Source organism: Pseudomonas sp. BIGb0278, from assembly GCF_024809895.1.
In the GTDB taxonomy this organism is placed as follows: domain Bacteria; phylum Pseudomonadota; class Gammaproteobacteria; order Pseudomonadales; family Pseudomonadaceae; genus Aquipseudomonas; species Aquipseudomonas shirazensis.
The window spans coordinates 1222272-1242147 of record NZ_JANUEL010000001.1 but is presented as its reverse complement, the minus strand read 5'-3'; the positions used below and the strand labels follow the sequence as shown (position 1 = coordinate 1242147).

Annotated in this window: 17 protein-coding genes and 1 pseudogene; 8 read left to right on the top strand and 10 right to left on the bottom strand. The window is 62.2% G+C overall.

Annotated features, from left to right (window positions below; genetic code table 11):
• Positions 1 to 198 precede the first annotated feature (198 nt).
• Together M2396_RS05645 and M2396_RS05640 are read left to right on the top strand one after the other, a co-directional pair.
• Positions 199 to 624, top strand: a complete 426-nt coding sequence (locus M2396_RS05645; RefSeq protein ID WP_101319375.1) for a potassium channel family protein — start codon at positions 199 to 201, stop codon at positions 622 to 624.
• 108 nt (positions 625 to 732) lie between these two features.
• Complete coding sequence (locus tag M2396_RS05640; protein WP_259073650.1) at positions 733 to 1302, top strand: GNAT family N-acetyltransferase; 570 nt, start codon at positions 733 to 735, stop codon at positions 1300 to 1302.
• Positions 1303 to 1452: 150 nt separating this feature from the next.
• Here the strand turns inward: M2396_RS05640 and M2396_RS05635 are convergent, their stop codons facing one another.
• From M2396_RS05635 to M2396_RS05625, 3 genes and pseudogenes are all read right to left on the bottom strand, one after another.
• A complete protein-coding gene (locus M2396_RS05635; RefSeq protein WP_259073648.1) occupies positions 1453 to 2820 on the bottom strand; it encodes an MBL fold metallo-hydrolase RNA specificity domain-containing protein in 1368 nt (455 codons plus the stop codon).
• Positions 2811 to 2999: pseudogene (locus M2396_RS05630) on the bottom strand (universal stress protein); the annotation flags it as partial. The gene M2396_RS05635 and the pseudogene M2396_RS05630, both read right to left, overlap by 10 nt.
• A 284-nt stretch (positions 3000 to 3283) precedes the next feature.
• Positions 3284 to 4210 (bottom strand): universal stress protein, encoded by a 927-nt coding sequence (locus tag M2396_RS05625; RefSeq protein ID WP_101319381.1) that lies wholly within the window; start codon positions 4208 to 4210, stop codon positions 3284 to 3286.
• A 200-nt stretch (positions 4211 to 4410) separates the two neighbouring features.
• Between M2396_RS05625 and M2396_RS05620 the strand changes: the two genes are divergently transcribed.
• The 4 genes from M2396_RS05620 to M2396_RS05605 all read left to right on the top strand — a co-directional run bounded on the left by M2396_RS05620 (position 4411) and on the right by M2396_RS05605 (position 7800).
• Positions 4411 to 5484: an NAD(P)-dependent alcohol dehydrogenase gene (locus tag M2396_RS05620; protein ID WP_259073644.1), complete on the top strand. Its 1074-nt coding sequence runs from the start codon at positions 4411 to 4413 to the stop codon at positions 5482 to 5484.
• Positions 5485 to 5565: 81 nt separating this feature from the next.
• Entirely contained in the window at positions 5566 to 5754 is a 189-nt protein-coding gene (locus M2396_RS05615; RefSeq protein ID WP_101319385.1) for a hypothetical protein, read from the top strand.
• 1 nt (position 5755) lies between these two features.
• On the top strand, positions 5756 to 6562 hold the full coding sequence (locus M2396_RS05610; protein WP_101319387.1) for a helix-turn-helix domain-containing protein: 807 nt from the start codon (positions 5756 to 5758) through the stop codon (positions 6560 to 6562).
• Positions 6562 to 7800 (top strand): MgtC/SapB family protein, encoded by a 1239-nt coding sequence (locus tag M2396_RS05605; RefSeq protein ID WP_259073641.1) that lies wholly within the window; start codon positions 6562 to 6564, stop codon positions 7798 to 7800. Before M2396_RS05610 ends, M2396_RS05605 begins: the two co-directional genes overlap by 1 nt.
• 186 nt (positions 7801 to 7986) lie before the next feature.
• On the opposite strand, the gene M2396_RS05600 is transcribed toward M2396_RS05605, so the two are convergent.
• The 7 genes from M2396_RS05600 to M2396_RS05570 all read right to left on the bottom strand — a co-directional run bounded on the left by M2396_RS05600 (position 7987) and on the right by M2396_RS05570 (position 16978).
• The gene (locus M2396_RS05600) at positions 7987 to 9297 is read right to left on the bottom strand and encodes an MFS transporter (protein ID WP_101319391.1); all 1311 of its coding nucleotides are present in this window, start codon (positions 9295 to 9297) and stop codon (positions 7987 to 7989) included.
• Between the two features lie 92 nt (positions 9298 to 9389).
• Complete coding sequence (locus M2396_RS05595; RefSeq protein ID WP_150569269.1) at positions 9390 to 10607, bottom strand: fumarylacetoacetate hydrolase family protein; 1218 nt, start codon at positions 10605 to 10607, stop codon at positions 9390 to 9392.
• Positions 10608 to 10633: 26 nt separating this feature from the next.
• Complete coding sequence (locus tag M2396_RS05590) at positions 10634 to 11692, bottom strand: Ldh family oxidoreductase (protein ID WP_259073638.1); 1059 nt, start codon at positions 11690 to 11692, stop codon at positions 10634 to 10636.
• A 4-nt stretch (positions 11693 to 11696) separates the two neighbouring features.
• Complete coding sequence (locus M2396_RS05585) at positions 11697 to 13289, bottom strand: aldehyde dehydrogenase (NADP(+)) (RefSeq protein ID WP_259073637.1); 1593 nt, start codon at positions 13287 to 13289, stop codon at positions 11697 to 11699.
• Between the two features lie 35 nt (positions 13290 to 13324).
• Positions 13325 to 14866, bottom strand: a complete 1542-nt coding sequence (locus M2396_RS05580) for a UxaA family hydrolase (RefSeq protein ID WP_259073636.1) — start codon at positions 14864 to 14866, stop codon at positions 13325 to 13327.
• 158 nt (positions 14867 to 15024) lie between these two features.
• Positions 15025 to 15993 (bottom strand): LysR family transcriptional regulator, encoded by a 969-nt coding sequence (locus M2396_RS05575; RefSeq protein WP_186698111.1) that lies wholly within the window; start codon positions 15991 to 15993, stop codon positions 15025 to 15027.
• Positions 15994 to 16027: 34 nt separating this feature from the next.
• Entirely contained in the window at positions 16028 to 16978 is a 951-nt protein-coding gene (locus tag M2396_RS05570) for a LysR family transcriptional regulator (RefSeq protein WP_103437304.1), read from the bottom strand.
• Between the two features lie 100 nt (positions 16979 to 17078).
• Here M2396_RS05570 and M2396_RS05565 point away from each other — a divergent pair, with 100 nt between their 5' ends.
• Positions 17079 to 18392, top strand: a complete 1314-nt coding sequence (locus M2396_RS05565) for an L-fuconate dehydratase (protein WP_150569265.1) — start codon at positions 17079 to 17081, stop codon at positions 18390 to 18392.
• 66 nt (positions 18393 to 18458) lie between these two features.
• The gene (locus tag M2396_RS05560) at positions 18459 to 19760 is read left to right on the top strand and encodes an MFS transporter (protein WP_150571629.1); all 1302 of its coding nucleotides are present in this window, start codon (positions 18459 to 18461) and stop codon (positions 19758 to 19760) included.
• The last annotated feature ends 116 nt before the right edge of the window (positions 19761 to 19876 follow it).

Here is a 19876-nt window from a genome sequence, read left to right as displayed (position 1 = left end):
TGCTCAATCTGAAGGGAATCTGAAGTCACGGATTCGACCTTGGTCGCAGTCCGGGTACTGACCGGTGGAGGCCGAAGCCAACGCGATAACGGCGGCCGCTGACTGACCTTTATCAATCACCCAGTGCTGTTCAAGCGTAGAACCGACACGATGGCCATTACCGGCCAGACTGATGCCAGGGCCACAGGGGAACCGTCAATGTTTACTGTCACGCTGATCAACGCGCTGGTCGTGATGTTGGTGGTGGTGATTCATTACGAATGCCTGCTACGCCTGAACGACTGGCTACCGCGGCTCAAGCTCTGGAGCCGGTTTCGCATCGTCATCGGGGTGTTCGGCGCGTTGGCGGCCCACGCACTGGAAGTCTGGTGCTTTGCCCTGGCCTATTACCTGATGGCCAATGCCAAAGGCTGGGGCACGCTGAGCGGCAACTTCGACGGCACGTTCATGGACTGCGTGTACTTCTCATTCACCACTTACACCACCATCGGCTTTGGCGATATCGTGCCAAGTGGCGACCTCAAATACCTGACAGGCCTGCAGGCGCTGACGGGTCTGGTGATGATCACCTGGACGGCCTCCTTTCTGTTTCTGGAAATGCAGAAGTACTGGAAGACCAAGTAGCGAAGCGTGACCCTACCAGCCCGGTAATTGACAACTGTCAAGCGCGCACAAGATGACGCGTTGAAACTAAACCTCCTTTGTACACCCCATAAAGTAAGGAGGCTTGCCATGGAATCCGCCGAAACACCCCGCACTCACGCCGCAGCGTCATTTCCTGCCACCGCCGGCGAACACTGGATCGAAGCGCTCGACAACGGCACCCATGTGCTGATCAGGCCTTTGCAGCCCAAAGACCGCCAGCGCGAGAAGAGCTTTATCGAACGCCTGTCGCCACAGTCGCGCCACTTCCGCTTCCTGTGCCAGCTCAAGGAGCCTGGTGAAGCCATGCTGGATCAACTGATGGTCATTGACCACGACCAGCACATGGCCTATTTGGCCCTCGCCCATGTCGACGGTGAACTGCAGGAGGTCGGTATTTCCCGTTACGCGACCCAATCGGGTAGTGAAGAATGCGAGTGCGCCGTCACCGTCCTCGATAGCTGGCAGCGTCACGGTTTAGGCACATTGCTGCTCCAGCACCTGATCGACCACGCACGTGCCCAGGGCCTGCGGCACATGTATTCCATGGACGCTGCGGCCAATGCAGCGATGCGCGACCTGGCTCAGGCAGCAGGGTTTACCAGCGTCAGAGACCCGGATGACCCAAGCCAGCTGATTCACCGGCTTTCGCTGGCCTGAGGCAATACCGCGGCGGTGGCCTCCGGCACCAGGTCGAGGTGCCTCTGGCACTGCCGCCGATCGGCTGCGGTCACCCCTCCCCCGGGCCTTTTTGCCCAGCCCCTGAGCCTTGCCCTCGCTTGCATGTTCATGAAAACCTCCAGTGCCGTGCTAGCGCACAGGGCCTATGGCAACCGTTTCCAGGTAATCGGGCACGCACACCGGCCAGCCGAGCTCAAGGCTTATCCGTCGGCGCAAGGTGTCCGCAGCATGCGGTTCGCCATGAATGACGTAGGTTTGCCGCGGTGGCCGGGTGAAACCGCGTAACCACTCCATGATTTCGTCCGCATCCGCATGCGCCGAGAGGTTGTCCATGGCAAACACCTGCGCCCGAATCGGCACGTCTTCGCCATGCAGGCGCACGCTGCGCGCCCCGGCCACAATATCGGCACCCCGGGTACCGCCCGCCTGAAAGCCAGAGAACAGGATGCTGTTGTGCGGATTGGGCGCCAGCGCCTTGAGGTGGTGCAACACCCGCCCCCCCGTCGCCATACCGCTGGCGGCGATGATGACTGCAGGTTCGTGCAACTGATCCAGGCGCCTGGATTCATCGACCGTGCGGATGATGTGCGTGCCTTTGCACATCTGCGCACATTCAAGCGCCGTCAAGCGGTGCTCACCTTTGAACTGCTGGTACAGGGCCGTGGCATCCATCGCCATCGGGCTGTTGAGATACACAGGTATGTCGGGTATCAGTCCGTCGCGCTTGAGCGTGTACAGGTAGTACATCAACAGTTGCGCACGGCCAATGGCAAATGACGGTACCAGCGTGATGCCATGGCGCAGCAGGGTCTGGTTGATCACATCCGCGAGGTAACGCTCCGGAGCCTGAGCAGGGTGCGATCGGTCACCATAGGTCGATTCCACCAGCAGCGCATCGGCCGCACCGATCAGCTCGGGCGCACGCATCACGGGGTCGTGCGGCCGCCCCAGATCGCCTGATGACACCAGCGTCTGGCCATCCACCGTCAGTTGTACGGTCGCCGCGCCGAGAATGTGCCCGGCACTGCGCAGCAACAGTTCGATACCGGGCGCGACCTGGGTGCGGTGGTGCAGCGCGACAGGCCTGAACAGGCGCAGTGCCCGTTTGGCATCCAGTTCGGTGTACAAAGGGCGAGCCGGCGAATGCCTGGAATAGCCATGACGGTTCGCATGCTCGGCTTGTTCCTCCTGCAATCGGGCGCTGTCGAGCAACAGAATTTCAGCCAAGGCACAGGTCGCCGGGGTGGCATATACGGGGCCGCTGAAGCCCTCGCGCGCCAGCACCGGCAGGTACCCGCTGTGGTCCAGGTGCGCATGCGTGAGCACCACCGCATCCACCGCCCGCAGTACTGCCGGCAGTGGCTCCCAGTTACGCAAGCGCAGTTGCTTGTAGCCCTGGAAAAGCCCGCAGTCGATCAGCACCCGTGTCGAATCACGCGTCAGCAGGAACTTGCTGCCCGTCACCGTGCCCGTACCGCCGAAAAAGGTCAGTTGCATGGCGTTGGCTCCCAGGTGTCGATCATGCAGGGATGAACGGACAGTACGCTGCACGGTGGATCGCTCAGCATACGTTCTGTGGTGTCGCCCAGAAGCTTGCTCAAACCCTTGGGCTGCGCTACCCCCAGGACCACCACGTCGATATCTAGGGCCGCCACCTGCTCCCGGATCACGTGCACTGCCGAGTGCGGGTCCATGTCTGTGAGCAGCACCAGCAGTTGTCGATACCGACCCATGGGAAACCTCCGGCCGCACGCGGCGATGGCAAGTAGCATCGATCTTCGAGCGCCCTACCCATCAGCGCTTGATGCGGATCAGAAAGTCATCACCTGCGCACCAACTTGATCAATGTCAGAACCGTACCGACGCCTCTCGGTACGCTACCTGGGCGGGGATGTCAGCGAAATTCTCCATGAGCTTGACCTCCACGCCTGAAAAAAAAGGCCCTTGCGGGCCTTGCACTTCAACCTTGCGAATGCTCGGGCGAGATCACCAGAACACTGCAGCTGAGCCGATGCAGAATCCGCTCGGCCGTACTGCCGATAAACCAGCCGATTCCATGATGGTGGTAGCTCCCCATCACCAGCACATCGATGTCATTGTTGTCCATGAACAGCGTCAGCACCTTGGTCGGGTCCCCCACCCGCAGGTGGCGGTGCTCGGCGGGGATCCCGTTGCGTTCGGCCAATGCCTGGAAGGCATCGGCCTGGGCCTCGTGAAGTGTTCGTGACAGGTTCGAATCGAACAGGAACGAATGTGCCCGGGCGTCGTCGGCGTCCAGGTACATGGAACCCATATCGTAGGCGTACAGCAGTTCGATCTGGGCGTTGCATTGCAAGGCCAGCTTGAGCGCTTCGCTGATGATCTGGTCGTTGAACCCTTCGAATTGATCCTCTGGGCGCGACAGATCAACTGCTGCAAGTATCCGGCGCGGCAAGGCATTGCTGGCGTTGTGAACCAGGTGCAACGGGATACGAGTGTCGCGTAACAACTGGACGTCGAGCGAGGTGAACATGGCGCGCATCCACCACGGTTCATGCTCGAGCCCCTTGATCAGCATGGCGAACGGCTGCTCACGCAGATGCGCCTGGATCTCGTCCAGCGGATGCTGCACCCACACCACCTCGGTGGTCACCGTCACGCCGCTGCGGCGCATCGACAATGCCTGGGTTTCCAGCCATTCACGGTGTTGCTGCACATAGCCCTCCCGCATGACCGCCAACGCCTGGTCGTTGACCAGGCCGGCAGTGACCAGGCCCTCAAGGTAGTCAAAGGCGACGATGTGCAATGGCATGCCCTTGGCTTTGGCCAGCGCCGCAGCACGGTCATAGACCGGCGTGCGGCGCATCAAGGGCGATGCGATCAGAAGAAGTCTTTGCGGATTGGTCATGGCACACCTCTACGGGCTCGATAAGTACCTCGATGATCTGCCAGCAGCACCTGTGCGGTTTGATGTTTATCAAAAGTCAGGCGCCACTCACCAACCCCTGCCACCGCTCGACGCAAAATTGACTCGGATCAAGACTTACCGGCTTTTTTAGCGCACGCTGTAGTTGCCAACAAAAATCAGCGATGCCCCGGAGGCATGCCATGGCACTCATGAAAGCGGCCATTTATGTCGAAAAGAACCGCATCGTGCTGGAAGACAAGCCCATCCCTGAGATCGGCCCGCTAGATGCGCTGATGCGCATCAGCACAACGACGATCTGTGGCACCGATGTGCATATCCTGCGTGGCGAGTATCCAGTGGCCAAAGGGCTGACCGTCGGCCACGAGCCAGTGGGTGTCATCGAAAAACTGGGCTCAGAGGTTCGCGGCTTCTACGAAGGGCAACGCGTCATCGCTGGCGCCATCACCCCAAGCGGCCACAGCAATGCCTGTCTGTGTGGTTGTGGCGCCCAAGACGGCGCCGGTACGGCGCATGGTTTCAAGGCCATGGGTGGCTGGAAGTTCGGCAATGTCATCGACGGTTGCCAGGCTGAATACGTTCGAGTGCCGGACGCAATGGCCAACCTTTCGCCCATTCCCGACAGTCTCTGCGACGAACACGTGCTGATGTGCCCCGATATCATGTCCACCGGTTTTTCTGGTGCAGAACGCGGGGGCGTGACAATCGGCGATACCGTCGCCGTGTTCGCCCTGGGCCCGATCGGCCTGTGCGCCGTCGCCGGCGCCAAAATGCTGGGCGCCACCACCATCATCGGCGTGGATACCGTGGCGGCGCGCATCAGCGTGGCACGCGAAATGGGTGCTTCACACGTGGTCGACTTCAAGCAAGGCAACGTGGTGGCGCAGATCATGGCGCTGACCGATGGCCGTGGCGTAGATGTAGCCATCGAAGCGCTGGGCACCCAGGCCACCTTCGAATGGGCACTGCGGGTGCTGCGCCCCGGCGGCACACTGTCCAGCCTGGGCGTGTACAGCGCCGACCTGCGCATCCCTTTGGATGCATACGCTGCCGGCCTTGGCGATTACCGCATCGTGACCACACTGTGTCCCGGCGGCAAAGAGCGGATGCGCCGGTTGATGGCGGTGGTTGCCAGTGGCCGCGTAGACGTTTCCCCCTTGGTCACCCACCGTTTCCGGCTCGATGATATCGAAGCCGCCTACGAATTGTTCGCCAACCAGCGCGACGGCGTAATGAAGGTGGCGATCACGCCCTGAACCTCGCCACGCCGTCGGAAAGGACGCCATTGCCCCCTATCGATAGGCAGTCCCTTGCTCATGCATGCACTGGAGGTTCCAATGAACGTCTACGTCGAGAAAAGCGCCAACGGCAATCGCTGTTGGGTACACATGGACGAGTGGCGGGTGAGTTTCAGCACATCCATAGAAGCCGAGCAGTTCGTAGGCGTGCTGACCGCCCGCCTCAACGCGCCTCATTCACTGAACAAGATCGCCACCGTCGCTCTCAGACCTGCGAAGGAGGCATGAAATGTCGGGCCTGACCGACTTTCAGCTGCTCGGGCAGCCTGCGCCAAAGTGCAAACCACCGCCCATTCATTTCAAACCACTGACATGCCGGTGCAGTGAGTGCCGGGTCAACGGCTTGTGTTTGCCCGCGGGTTTGCCCATGCACTGCAACAGTTATTTCGGCACACTGATCGGCCCTCGTATCCGGGTCAGCAAGGGGGCTGCGCTGTTCAGCGCAAATGTGCCCTTGAGTAGCCTGTATGCGGTGCACTCAGGCAGCTTCAAGACGAACCTGAACAACGCCGAAGGCCAGGGTGTGATCATCAACTTCTGGATGACAGGGGACGTACTGGGGCTCGATGCCGTAGCGACCGAGCTTCATGTCTGTGATGCCATCGCCCTGGAAGACAGCGAAGTGTGCCCGTTGCCCTATCATCGCCTGCAAGCCCTGGCGCGTAATTTCCCCATGCTGCAACAGAGCTTGAACCGCCTGATGAGCAGGGAGATTATCCGCGAGCATGAGCGCGTGCTGATGCTCTGCAACCTCTCTGCCGAGCAGCGGCTTGCCAGTTTCCTGCTGAGCCTTTCCCGCCGCTTCGTCAGCCGCGGCTATTCACCCCACGGTTTCATGTTGCGCATGTCTCGCGAAGACATCGGCTCCTACCTCGGGCTGCGCCTGGAAACCATATGCCGCTCAGTCGCTCACTTACGCGGTCTGGGTATCGTTAACCTGCACGGCCGGCAGGTGGAGATCCTCGACATGCCAGCGCTGATCGCGCTCGAACTGGGCTCCCCGGCCAGCTTTGCCATCGCCCCGGTAAAGGCCTGATGCTCGACCTGGTGAACTTGGCTCACGGGGCCGTGGCATTGGGCATCGGCATGCTGGTTGGCCTTGAACGGGAGCGCAAGAAGGTCAACAGTGAGGCCCCCGCCGCAGCGGGTTTGAGAACCTTCGCAATCACCGCCCTGATGGGGTATGTCTGCCATGTATTGGCTGGCCCGGTTCTGGTCGGCGTTGCATTGGTGGGCATAGCGCTGCTGTTGGCCATTTACCACCGCACAAAACCCGACGAAGATTCGGACATTACCAGCGCAATCGCCTTGCTGCTGGTGTTGGTGTTGGGAGGCCTGACAGTCGAACACCCCGAGCTGGCAACCGCCATCGGTATCGTACTCACCATACTGCTGGCCCTGAGGCGTGAGCTTCATCGTTTCGTGCTGCAGCAACTAAGCGAGGGCGAACTGCGCGATGGCTTGTTGCTCCTTACAGTAGCGCTGGTTGTGCTGCCGTTGACGCCGGACCGCTTCATTGGCCCCTACGGGGTACTGAACCCGCGGGTGATCTGCACGCTGGTCGTGTTACTGATGGCCGTCGGTGCGCTAGGGCATATCGGCATGCGCCTGCTGGGGCCACGCTATGGCCTGGCCCTGAGTGCGATCGCATCCGGGTTTGCCTCTGGCTCAGCGACCATTGCCGTGCTTGGCCATCAAGCACGAAGGCAGGACACGTTCATGCGCGCGTTCGCCGCTGCAGCGGTGCTGTCCAACCTCGCCACTCTTGTCCAGTTTGGTTTGGTGATTGGCGTTGTCGACGTGCGCTTGCTGCGCCCTTTCTGGCCATCTATAGGTCTCGGTATGCTGGTCACGCTCATTTACGGCGTGCTGTTGCTGGCGCCTTGGCGCCCTGTGCCAGTCTGCCCCACGACCAAGCCCGGCAGCGGTGCTTTCAGCCTGCTCACAGCACTGCTCATCACGCTAGCGATTACCTGCATTGCATTGTTCTCGGCGTTTCTGCTCGAGCACCTTGGTCACAAGGGGCTCAGCATTGCTGCCTTTATCAGTGGCTTGGGCGATGCGCATGCCGCAACTGCTTCGATCGCTTCGCTCGTTGCTGCAGGCCAGCTGAACAGTGCCGACCTGACGCTACCGGCAATGATGGCGCTCACAGGGAATACCATAACCAAATGCGTACTGGCTTGGAGCAGCGGCGGTTCTTTGTTCGCTCGCCACCTCATTCCGGCTCAGTTCATCATTCTTGGCACGGTATGGCTTGCATTTTTGATCTGATACATCAGTCGGAACGCTCCGAACGATTTGACACAGCCATGGCCGGCACATCCCGCCATTAGGCGCTCAGCATTCGAGGTACAGTTTTCAACCTCTGACACCAAGGTAACTGCTAACTCCTTGTCGGCAAGTCCTTCGCAGATGAGCGCCAAATAGTCCGTTGCTTTCACCAGGCCTGCACGCCTTTCACTGCGTCACCTCCCGCAACACCTCGTCCTTGACCACCGCCCCACCAATCGGCGCCTTCAGCAGCAGGAAGTACGCCACCGCCGAACACAACGCCACCACCGCGCTGATCATGAACGCCGTATTGAACGACCCCGAGTACTGAATGCTAAAGCCCGTAACGATCGGCGCGACCGACCCGGCAATATACCCACCAAAGTTCTGGATCGAACCAAACGAGGCCACCCGCGGGCTGTCGACGATGGTGTTGACGATCATCCACGCCGTGGCACTGGCCATGTTGATGCTGAACAACGCCAGGCACAGTAGAATCACACACCCGGTAAGCCCGGTGACGTACGACAGCGGCAAGGTAAACAGCGCTGCCAGCACCAGGCCGGTGATCACGCTGAACTTGCGGCTGCCGAGAATGCTCATGCCCCGCTTCACCAGCCGATCACAGAAGCGGCCGGCGACGATGGTCCCTACCGCACCAAAGCCATAGGCCAACGACACCACCCAGGCAGTCTTGTACAAGTCCAGGCCATGCTCGCGCTCAAAGTAACCGGGTAGCCAGGTCAGGTGCAGCCAGAGCATGTAGATCACGCCCATGAAACCCAGCACTGCGCCCCAGGTGCTGCGATGCTTGAACAGGTCGAGCCAGCCGGCAAAGTACGACACCTTGGGTGCTTGCGGGGCGGCGGCAGGTGCCACGTGCTCGGTGGGCAGCGGTTTGCCTTCGGCCGCCAGCTCGGCCAGGTACTGCGCCTTGCTTTTGTAGAAGGTCAGCCAGCACACCGCCAGCACTACGCCCAGCAACCCAGTGATGATGAACATGCCGCGCCAGCCGTAGTTGACCATCAACAGCGTCAACAGTGGAGGTGCCAGGCAAGGCCCGAGGCAGGTCGACGACCAGACGATGCCGGTAGGTGTGCCGCGTTCGTTGGCATCGAACCATTCCGACAGCGCCTTGGCTGCAGACGGGAACATCGGCGCCTCGCCGATCCCCAGCAGCACGCGCAGGCCCATGAAGCCGGCGAAGCTGTTGACCAGGCCGAAGGTGGTCTGGGCGACCGACCAGGCCAGCAACGATGCGCCGAGGGCGATCTTGCTGCCCAGGCGGTCGATGATCATGCCCATCGGTAACTGGGCGAAGGCATAGGCAATGGAGAACGCCGACAGCAGGATGCCCATCTGCGAGGGGCTGATCATCATGTCTTTCTGGATCGAGGTGTTGGCGATCGACAGCGCACTGCGGTCCAGGTAGTTGACGATACCGATCAACAGCAGGAACACCACCGTGATGCTCTGGTACTTCTTCAGTTTGTTCATTGCGTGGCCTTTATTATTATTGTTGCAGCGCGTTCAGCGCCTAGGCGATCCGTCATTGCTGTCGCGTTCATCCATGGTCGGTTACGGTTGGATCAGGGTTGCCGCGCGGTCACTGCCGCGTCGAGCAGGCCGCGGCGGCTGAGGCTGTCAATCAGCGAGCGCAGGCCGAAGTTCCACTGCGGCGCCTGGTCGCTGGTGGTCACCCGGTTGCTCAAGGCGCCCAGCTGCGCGCTGCTGATGGTGACTACGTCGCCAGGCTTGTGAGTGAAGCCATTGCCCGGTTGGTCGCGGTCTTGCTTGGGGGCGAACAGGGTACCGAGAAACAGCACCAGGCCGTCCGGGTACTGGTGATTTTCGTTGAGGGTCTGCTGCACCAGGTCGAGCGGGTCGCGGCTGATCTGCTGCATCGAGCTGCGGCCCGAGAGGATGAAGCCCTCCTCCCCTTCAACCCGCAGGTCGACTTCGGCGTTACGCACGTCATCGAGGCTGAAACCTTCGTCGAACAGACGCAGCAGCGGGCCCAGCGAGGTCGAAGCGTTGTTGTCCTTGGCTTTGGACAGCAGCAAGGCACTGCGCCCTTCGAAGTCACGCAGGTTGACGTCGTTACCAAGCATGGCGCCCTTGATGCTGCCGTCGCTGGACACCGCCAGTACCACTTCCGGTTCCGGGTTGTTCCAGCTTGATTTGGGATGGATGCCGATGTCGGCGCCGTGGCCCACTGCCGACAGCGGCTGGGCCTTGGTGAAGACTTCGGCATCCGGGCCGATGCCGACCTCCAGATACTGCGACCACAAGCCCTGCTCCACCAGCACGGCGCGCAACGCCTCGGCCTGGGCTGAACCTGGGACGATCTGTGACAGGTCGGCACCGATCCGGCTGGCCAGCGTGTCGCGGATCGCATCAGCCTTGGCCGGGTCGCCCTTGGCTTGCTCCTCGACCACGCGTTCCAGCAGGCTGGCGGCAAAGGTCACGCCGGCAGCCTTGACGGCCTGCAGATCGATCGGTGCCAGCAGCCAGGGTTTGCTGATGTCACGTTGGCGTGGATCGCTGTTGGCAAGCAGCGCCGGCAGCTCGGTCAGCGCATCGGCCAACGGCAGCGAACGCAGGTAAGCCACCGGGTCAGCCACTTCGAGCAGCGCCGAAACCGTGGCGACGTGGGCGCTGATGTCATGCACTGCGCCCTCCTTCACCAATACTACTGCCGGGCCTTGCTCGGGCAGCCATACCCGCCCTATCCAGCTGCCACTGTTACAGACGGCGGCATTGTGGCTCAACGGCAACGAAGGCTTGCTGTTCGATTGATCTGTCATGTCTCTACCTTTTTTGTAGTTGTCTATTAGTGACCAAGCGCGGCCACTTGCAATTGGGCGGCGAGCTGGTTGAGGTCTGCGACCAGAGTCGGCGCCAGGCTTACGCCCTGGGCCAGAGCCTTGCTGCGCAGGGCCAGGCCGGCTTGCCCAGGCAGGCGCACCGGGCGCTCCGGATCTACTGGGCGGCTGGCGAGGATCAGTTGGCCGAGGAAGCTGGTTTCGTCAGTAAACGCCTGTAGGCCGCCAAAGAAGCGCGGATCAATAACTACCGCAGTGGCCGACGCGCCCCATTGATCAGGGCAGTCCTTGCGGCCATGGCCGGCCAGGCCCGAGGTCAGTGCTTCGACCAGAATCGCCAGAGCGAAGCCCTTGTGGCCGAAGGCCTGGCCACCCAGCGGCAAGATGCTGCCCTGCGGGCGGGTGAAGAAGTCCGCAGGGTCATCACTCGCCTTGCCTTCGTTGCTCATCAGCACCGGGTGCGCCAGTTTGCTGCCGTTATCCCGGCATTGGCTGACCATGGCCATGGTCACGGTGGACATGCTCACATCCAGCAGGATCGGTTCGCCGCCGGCGGGGATACCGGCCGCAATTGGGTTCGGTGTGTAGATCGGGTCAACTCCGCCATGGGCACAGACCAACCCTACCGACGGATCGGAGGAATACACCATCGCGACCAAGCCACGGTCGGTGTATGGCTTCAAGTAGGCCGCCAGGCAGCCAATATGCGCAGCGCGGCGGACCACGGCGATGCCGATGCCCTGCGCGCTGGCCCCGCTGGCCGCACAGTCCAACGCACGGCTGACGCAGTACGGGCCGAGTACATAGTTGCCGTCGAACAGGCTGGCAACACCGCTGTCGGAGATCTGCTCCAGCGCTGCCGCCTGAGCCTTGACCTGGCCACTCAACATGCCGCCAATGTAGCGACTGACCAGATTCAGGCCATGGGTGCGATGGCCGAGCAACTCGCCTTCGAGCAGCACTCGGGTTACCACTTGGGCGACCTCCGCGTCGGCGCCGGCGTTTTCAAACAGGCGCTCGACAAAGGTGCTGAGCGCGTTCACTTCATAGCGGATGGCTTCGCTCATACGCTCAGTTCCCGGTTTGGTTGAGCGCTGCCGTGCTCGGCTGACCATCCACAAGGCGCTGAATGCCCAGCGGGTTGGCGTTCTGCAAGGCCGGCGGCAGCATGGCGTCAGGGATGTTCTGGTAGCACACCGGGCGCAGGAAGCGGTCGATGGCCAGGGTGCCAACCGAGGTGCCACGGGCATCGGAGGTCGCCGGATACGGGCCGCCATGCACCATCGCATCGCAGACTTCGACGCCGGTCGGGTAGCCGTTGAGCAACACTCGGCCCACTTTCACTTCCAGTGCGCCAAGCAGCGAGCCGTGGTCAGCCAGGTCTTGCTCATCCGCCAGCAAGGTTGCTGTCAGCTGACCGCGCAGAGCGTTCACGGCTTGCAGCAGTTGCTCGGCATCATCGACCCGAACCACCACAGTGCACGGACCAAACACCTCTTCCTGCAGCAGCTCGTCCTGCTCCAGCAGCAGGCTGACATCTGCCTCGAACAGCTGCGGCTGGGCCTGATTGCCCTGTTGCCGGGCACCGCTCAGGTGCTCGATACCAGGGTGCGCGAGCAACCTCTGCAGGCCTTTGTCGTAGCTGCGCAGGGTGCCGGGGTTGAGCATGGTCTGCGCCGGCTGATCAGCCATGTGCCCGCGCAACTGCTCGATAAAAGCGGTGAAGGCCGGCGAGCGAATGCCTAGTACCAAGCCCGGATTGGTGCAGAATTGCCCACAGCCCTGTACCACCGATGCGGTCAGGTCCTTGGCTAGCTGGGCACCGCGATTTGCCAGTGCCTTCGGCAGTGCCAGCACCGGGTTTATGCTCGACATCTCGGCAAATACCGGGATCGGCTGCGGTCGCGCTGCCGCCATATCGCACAACGCCCGGCCGCCTTTGAGCGAACCGGTAAAGCCCACCGCCTGGATACCCGGGTGTTTGACCAGTGCCTCACCCACGCCGCTGCCGAAGATCATGTTGAACACGCCCGCCGGCATGCCAGTGCGCTCGGCAGCGCGGATCAACGCTTCGGCAACGCGCTCGGCGGTTGCCATATGGCCGCTGTGGGCTTTGAACACGACCGGGCAGCCGGCGGCCAATGCCGCAGCGGTATCGCCTCCCGCGGTGGAGAACGCCAGCGGGAAGTTGCTGGCACCGAACACCGCCACCGGGCCAACGCCGATGCGGTATTGACGCAGGTCGGGGCGTGGCAACGGCGTGCGCGCTGGCAGCGCTTGATCAATACGAGCGCCATAGAAATCGCCACGGCGCAGGACCTTGGCAAACAGACGCATCTGGCCGCTGGTGCGACCCCGTTCGCCTTGGATTCGCGCGCTGGGCAGTGCGGTTTCCTGGCAGGTCAGGTTGACGAAGTCTTCACCGAGGGCATCGAGCTCGTCGGCGATCGCCTCAAGAAACTCTGCGCGGCGTACTGCCGGCAAATTGCGAAACGGTGGGAACGCGGCACTGGCCGCTGCCACGGCGTTGTCGACCTCGGTCAAGGTCGCTTGATGAAAGCCGCCCGCTAGCTGCTCGCCGGTATGGGCGTCGATGCTGTAGACCAGGGTGTCGCCAAGTGCGCTGCGCTGGCCGCCGATGAAGTTGAATCCGTTAACGTGCATAAAAAGTCGCCTCGAAAGATGAAGGGGGCTGGCAGTCAGGTCACGGCACCGATCTGCCAGGGCACGAACTCGTTCTGCCCGTAGCCGTGCTGTTCGCTCTTGCTGCGCTCACCCGAGGCGATGCGCAGCATCTGTTGAAAGATGTAGGCACCGCGTTCTTCGATGCTGGTGGAGCCGTCGGCGATGCCGCCGCAGTTGACGTCCATGTCCTCTTCCTGGTGCTCGAACACCCGGTTGTTGGTGGCCAGCTTGATCGACGGCGCAGGCGCGCAGCCGTAGGCCGAGCCCCGGCCGGTGGTGAAGGCAATCAGGTTGGCGCCGCCGGCGACCTGGCCGGTGGCGGAGACCGGGTCATAACCTGGGGTGTCCATGAACACCAGGCCTTGAGCGCGCACCGGCTCGGCGTATTGATAGACGTCGACCAGATTGCTCGAGCCGGCCTTGGCCACCGCGCCGAGGGATTTCTCCAGAATGGTGGTCAGCCCTCCTGCTTTGTTACCCGCCGAAGGGTTGTTGTTGAGCTCGGCGTTCATGCGCTGGCAGTAGTCTTCCCACCAATGAATGCGTGCGATCAGCTTCTCGCCGACCTCACGGCTCACCGCCCGGCGCGTCAGCAGGTGCTCGGCGCCATAGATCTCCGGTGTTTCCGACAGGATCGCGGTGCCGCCGGCCGCGACCAGGCGGTCAACGGCATTACCCAGTGCCGGGTTGGCGGTGATCCCGGAGTAACCATCGGAACCGCCGCATTGCAGGCCAACGACCAAGTGCCGCGCACTGACTGGCTCACGTTTGACCCGATTGGCGTCGGCCAGCAGCGTCTTGACCTGCTCGATGCCGGCGGCGATGGTCTTTGAGGTGCCGCCGATGCCCTGGATAGTGAAGGTGCGCAGTTGCTCGCTGGCTTTCAGGCCCTGGGTTTCCAGCAGACTCTCGATCTGGTTGGTTTCACAGCCCAGACCAATGATCAGCACAGCGGCGAAATTGGGGTGTATCGCATAGCCTGCCAAGGTACGGCGCAACAGACCCAGCGCTTCGCCACTGGGGTCCACTGCGCAACCGGCACCGTGGGTCAGGGCGACCACACCGTCGATATTCGGGTAGTCGGCCAGCGCCTCGGGGTGGATATCGCGGCGGAAATGATCAGCCACTGCCCGGGCGACGGTTGCCGAGCAATTCACCGAGGTAAGGATGCCAATGTAGTTGCGTGTGGCGACGCGGCCGTCGCCGCGCACAATCCCCTGAAACACTGCTTCAGTAGCAGCCAGGCTGCGTGCATCGACGCCAAAGGCATAGTCGCGGGAGAAGTCGCCCATCTGCACGTTGTGCACATGGACGTGATCGCCAGGTTCGATGGTTTGCGAGGCGAAACCGATGATCTGGCCGTAACGGCGCAGTGGCTGGCCCTGCTCCAAACGCTCGGTAGCGACTTTGTGCCCCGACGGGATGGGTTGGCGCACGGTGATCGCTTCGCCATCCAGCTCAAGGCCTTCAGGCAGCGCCTGGCGTGCAATCAGGACGTTGTCCAGCGGGTTGAGGCGGATGACCGCAGGGTCGGCGCAGCGGGCAATCAGTTCCATGGGACCTCTCAGGGTACGGCTGACTTCTTGTTATGGCGTCGCCCGTTTGCTGCCGGGCGAATCTGCCACCACTGTATGAAGCCTTACCGATAATTCCCAATGAGATGAACCGATCAGCCGATAACCTGGGGTTATCAATACGTCAAATCGCCCATCGTTTAGAAATCGCTACCGCTGCCCTCCTCCATGCGCCGCTGCTGGGCAAACTCCAGCAGGATATCGATGAATTCTCGCGCAGAGCCGGTTGGCGGCTGATCCTTACGGGTGATCACGCCGTACTCCAGCGGCGATAGATGCAGCGGGCTCTGCAGCTCCTTGAACAGGCCGCTGCTCAGCTGCGCGGCAACCATCGAGCGCGGCAGCATGGCGATCATCGGTGCCGACTGCAGCAGTTGCAGGAACATCGGCATTGAAATGGTCTCAACGCTATCGGCGGGTGTGGCAATGCCGGCCACCTTGAAGGCCTGCTCCAGCCGCCCGCGCAGCGGCGTACCCAGCGGGTACAGTACCCACGGCCAGTCCGCGAGCGCCTCGAGCGGCGTGCTGGCCAGCTGGTTGAGCGGGTGACTGCTGTTGACCACCAAGGCAAACGGTTCAGGTTCCAGCGGCTGAAAGTCGAACACCTGGCTGAAGCGCTCCTCGGTGAAACGGCCGATCATGATGTCGAGCTTGTTCTGCTCGAGCATCGTCAGCAGGTGGTCACTGGAATGCTCCACCACCTCGATCGACAGCAACGGGCTACGTGCTTTGATCGCAGCAATGGCCTGCGGCAGCACCCGCGGCGTCGAGGCAAAAATCCCGCCCACCCGGATAAACCCGTGGCCGCCCTTGCGCAGGCGGTTGAGCTGGTCGACAAACTGCTGCGACTCGGCCAATGCGCCTTGGGCGTACTTGACCACGTATTCGCCAAGCTCGGTCGGCGGCATGCTGCGCGGCAGGCGCTCGAACAGAGCAAAGCCAAACTGCTCCTCGAGATCGCGCAGCATCTTGCTCAACGCCGGCTGGCTCAGGTTCATCAGGTTGGCGGTGGCGTGCATGTTGCGGGTACGGGCCAGGCTGTCGATCAGCACCAGGTGTTTGAAGCGCAGCCAGTTGCAAAAGCTGGAGTGGATGATGTCGGACGGCATCAGAAAACGGCCTCAGGCAGGTAGACAAACATGGCTATTGTGGGGCTCGCAGGTACTGCAGCAACGTTTCCAGTGCCACCGAGCGCGGCCGTGAACGCAGCGTCAGCAGGCCCAGGTTGGCCAGGCTGATCGGCAGCTCCACCGGCAGGATCGCGACCATCCCGTACTGGGCGTAATGCGCGGCGACATCGTTGGGCACCACGGCGATCATGTCGGACGCCTCCAGCATGGCGGTGGTCGCCAGAATCGACGCAGTCTCGACGATGTCCAGCGATTGCACCATCCCCCCGGCCTGCAGCGCACTTTCGACCCGCCGCCGCATCGGGCTGCCGATCGGGTGCAGGATCCACGTCAACGCGACCAGATCAGCCAGCTGCAATGTGCTCGCTGCCGCCATCGGGTGGCCAGCGCGGGCGATCACGCGCATCTGCTCACCGCCCTCGAACAACTCGATATTGAGGTCCTGGCTGTCGCTCTGATCCGGCAAGCGCCCCACCACCAGGTCGAAGTCACCACGCAGCAACGCCGGCAGCAAGGTATCGCTGGTACCCACTTCAAGCGAGATGCGCACCTTGGGGTGGTCGCGCTTGTAGGCCAGCACGGCCTTGGTCAGCAAGCCCGGCACCGGCCCCATTACGCTGCCGACCCGCACCAGCCCGGCGGCGCCACGCGCAAGCTCGGCGATCTGCGCCTGGGCGTGCTCGAACTCGTGCAGCGCACTTTGCGCGTAGCGAATCATCACCTCGCCGTACAGGGTTGGCTGCATGCCACGCGGCAGGCGCTCGAACAGGCGCACTTCAAGGCGCTCCTCGAGCTGTTGCAGCAGCAGGCTCGCAGCAGGCTGGGTGGTGTGCATGGCCGCAGCAGCGCGGCGCAGGTTACCGAACTCGCCCAAAGCGTTGAGCAGGGTTATCTGACGGCTGGAGATCTTCAGCGGGCCAAGACTGCGCGGCGCCTGCGAGGTGTCTGCTGGGGTCTGAGGCATATCAATTCTGATATCCATAGTTAGGAATTGGCGATTATGCCTGTATCGCTCGGCAACCTACAGTCAGGTCTCCAGAGGTAACCCAGAACAAGAGACCGCCATGAGCATACGCATTACCCACCTGAGCGTTCGCGACATTCGCTTCCCGACTTCGCTGTCACTGGACGGCTCCGATGCCATGAATAGCGCGCCTGACTACTCGGCCGCCTACGTCGTGCTGCACACCGATGCCGGCGAGCTCGAAGGCCACGGCTTGACCTTCACCATTGGCCGCGGCAACGAGATCTGCGCCGCTGCCGTGCAGTCGTTGGCGCCGCTGATCGTCGGCCAGACCCTGGAAGAGATCACCGCAGACATGGGTGGTTTCTGGCACCGCTTCACCGTGGGTGACAGCCAACTGCGCTGGCTGGGGCCGGAAAAAGGCGTCATCCACCTGGCCACTGCCGCCATCGTCAACGCCGTGTGGGACTTGTGGGCCAAACATGAAGGCAAGCCAGTGTGGAAGCTGCTGGCCGACATGAGCCCCGAGCAACTGGTCGCGTGCCTGGACTTCAGCTACGTCACCGACGTGCTCACCCCGGAAGAAGCCATCGCCCTGCTCCGCCGCCAGGTGCCGGGCAAGGCCCAACGCGAGGCGCAGATGCTCCGCGAAGGTTACCCCGGCTACACCACCGCGCCCGGCTGGCTCGGCTACAGCGAAGAGAAGATGCGCCGCCTGGCACGTGAAGCGGTCGAGGACGGCTGGACCCATATCAAGCAGAAGATCGGCGCCGACCTGGAAGAAGACATTCGCCGCGCCAGCATCCTGCGTGACGAGATCGGCTGGGAGCGGACCTTGATGATGGACGCCAACCAGGTCTGGGGCGTCGAGGAGTCTGTCAGCAACATGCGCCGGCTGGCAGCCTTTGCCCCGCTGTGGATCGAAGAACCAACCAGCCCCGATGACATTCTTGGCCATGCCACGATCCGCCAGCGCATCGCGCCGATTGGTGTCGCCACCGGCGAGCATTGCCACAACCGGGTGATGTTCAAGCAGATGTTCCAGGCCGGCGCGCTGGACTTCTGTCAGCTCGATGCAGCACGCCTGGGCGGCCTCAACGAGGTGCTGATCGTGCTGCTGATGGCTGCCAAGTACGACGTGCCGGTGTGCCCGCACGGCGGCGGTGTTGGCCTGTGCGAGTATGTGCAGAACATCGCGCTGTTCGACTACATCGCCGTTTCCGCCTCGCTGCACAACCGGGTGCTGGAGTACGTCGACCATCTGCATGAACACTTCATCGACCCCGTGGTGATCCGCCGCGGCCGCTACATGCCGCCGCAGCGCCCGGGCTACAGCATTGAAATGCACGCCGAGACCCTGGAGCGTTACCAGTATCCCGACGGCGCAGTCTGGCTGGACATCCAGCGTGGTTGATTGACCTACTGCAGCGCGACGCACCACCGCGGCGCGCTGTTACTTATAGCTTTCGGGGAAAAAACAATGACAATCCTCACACAACCGACAGCGGCTGCCGCGCCTGCTGTTGCGGCTGATCAGCGCCTGAACAGCCTGCTTTTGCGCAAACTGATGCCACTGCTGGTCATCGTCTATGTAATGAGTTTTCTCGACCGTACCAACATCGCCTTGGCCAAGGCCAGCATGGGCGTTGACCTCGGCTTGTCGGCTGCTGCGTATGGGCTGGGCGCGGGTCTGTTCTTCCTGACCTACGCCTTGGCCGAGGTGCCGAGCAACCTGATCATGCAACGGGTCGGCGCGCGCTTCTGGATTACACGCATCATGATCACCTGGGGCCTGCTGTCTGCCGGCATGGCTTTCGTCGAGGGTGAGACTTCGTTCTACGTCATGCGCCTGCTGCTGGGCGTCGCCGAGGCGGGACTGTTCCCCGGCGTCATGCTCTACCTGACCTACTGGTTCGACCGTGAGCAACGCGCCCGCGCCACGGGCTATTTCCTGCTCGGCGTGTGCCTGGCCAACATCCTCAGCGGGCCGCTGGGCGGTGCCTTGCTGGAAATGGACGGCGTGCTCGGCTGGCATGGTTGGCAGTGGTTGTTCGTGCTAGAAGGCTTGCCCGCCGTAGCGCTGGCGTATGTCGTCTGGAAAAAGCTGCCCGATGGGCCGAGTTCGGCGCCGTGGTTATCGGCCGCTGATGCGCAGGACATCGAGCGCCGGCTGACGGCTGAACGTGCCGCTGCACCGCAGCAGAGCAAGCTGTCGCAGATGTTTCGCGACAAGCAGATCTGGCTGGCGATCGCCGTGTACTTTGTGCATCAGATCACTATCTACACCGTGATCTTCTTCCTGCCTGGGATCATCGGCACTTACGGCGCACTATCGCCCTTGCAGATTGGCCTGCTCACGTCAGTGCCGTGGATCGCTGCTGCAATTGGCGCGGCAACCCTGCCACGCCTGGCCACTTCACCAAACCGTTGCCGCACGCTGCTGTTCTTCGGCCTGCTGACCATGGCCGCCGGGCTGCTGCTGGCTTCGGTAGCCAACTCGTTCATTGGCCTGATCGGGTTCTCGCTGACGGCATTGATGCTGTTCGTGGTGCAGTCGGTCATCTTCGTCTTCCCCTCCAGTCGCTTGAGCGGCAATGCGCTGGCTGCCGGGCTGGCATTTGTCACGACCTGCGGTTTGCTCGGGGGCTTTGTCGGCCCATCGGTAATGGGCTTGATCGAGCAAGCAACCGGCAGCACCCGCAATGGCTTGTGGATCATTGCTTCGATGCTGGTTCTGGCTGCGCTGCTCAGCATGCGCCTGCGCCAGGGTCAGGAGCAGTAACCGCCATTGGTCGGGGAACCGCCCTTTGCAAACGACTGCTACCCGCCCACAGCGCTCATAACTACTGAGGGTGGTGCAACGGCGTCACCCCTCACTCCTGTGCTTGGCCTGCCTGC

Excerpts from the sequence above, each read along its gene's own strand:
- M2396_RS05645 (WP_101319375.1), top strand. The coding sequence starts at position 199 with ATGTTTACTGTCACGCTGATCAACGCGCTGGTCGTGATGTTGGTGGTG.
- M2396_RS05640 (WP_259073650.1), top strand. The coding sequence starts at position 733 with ATGGAATCCGCCGAAACACCCCGCACTCACGCCGCAGCGTCATTTCCT.
- M2396_RS05635 (WP_259073648.1), bottom strand. The coding sequence starts at position 2,820 with ATGCAACTGACCTTTTTCGGCGGTACGGGCACGGTGACGGGCAGCAAG.
- M2396_RS05625 (WP_101319381.1), bottom strand. The coding sequence starts at position 4,210 with ATGACCAATCCGCAAAGACTTCTTCTGATCGCATCGCCCTTGATGCGC.
- M2396_RS05620 (WP_259073644.1), top strand. The coding sequence starts at position 4,411 with ATGGCACTCATGAAAGCGGCCATTTATGTCGAAAAGAACCGCATCGTG.
- M2396_RS05615 (WP_101319385.1), top strand. The coding sequence starts at position 5,566 with ATGAACGTCTACGTCGAGAAAAGCGCCAACGGCAATCGCTGTTGGGTA.
- M2396_RS05610 (WP_101319387.1), top strand. The coding sequence starts at position 5,756 with ATGTCGGGCCTGACCGACTTTCAGCTGCTCGGGCAGCCTGCGCCAAAG.
- M2396_RS05605 (WP_259073641.1), top strand. The coding sequence starts at position 6,562 with ATGCTCGACCTGGTGAACTTGGCTCACGGGGCCGTGGCATTGGGCATC.
- M2396_RS05600 (WP_101319391.1), bottom strand. The coding sequence starts at position 9,297 with ATGAACAAACTGAAGAAGTACCAGAGCATCACGGTGGTGTTCCTGCTG.
- M2396_RS05595 (WP_150569269.1), bottom strand. The coding sequence starts at position 10,607 with ATGACAGATCAATCGAACAGCAAGCCTTCGTTGCCGTTGAGCCACAAT.
- M2396_RS05590 (WP_259073638.1), bottom strand. The coding sequence starts at position 11,692 with ATGAGCGAAGCCATCCGCTATGAAGTGAACGCGCTCAGCACCTTTGTC.
- M2396_RS05585 (WP_259073637.1), bottom strand. The coding sequence starts at position 13,289 with ATGCACGTTAACGGATTCAACTTCATCGGCGGCCAGCGCAGCGCACTT.
- M2396_RS05580 (WP_259073636.1), bottom strand. The coding sequence starts at position 14,866 with ATGGAACTGATTGCCCGCTGCGCCGACCCTGCGGTCATCCGCCTCAAC.
- M2396_RS05575 (WP_186698111.1), bottom strand. The coding sequence starts at position 15,993 with ATGCCGTCCGACATCATCCACTCCAGCTTTTGCAACTGGCTGCGCTTC.
- M2396_RS05570 (WP_103437304.1), bottom strand. The coding sequence starts at position 16,978 with ATGCCTCAGACCCCAGCAGACACCTCGCAGGCGCCGCGCAGTCTTGGC.
- M2396_RS05565 (WP_150569265.1), top strand. The coding sequence starts at position 17,079 with ATGAGCATACGCATTACCCACCTGAGCGTTCGCGACATTCGCTTCCCG.
- M2396_RS05560 (WP_150571629.1), top strand. The coding sequence starts at position 18,459 with ATGACAATCCTCACACAACCGACAGCGGCTGCCGCGCCTGCTGTTGCG.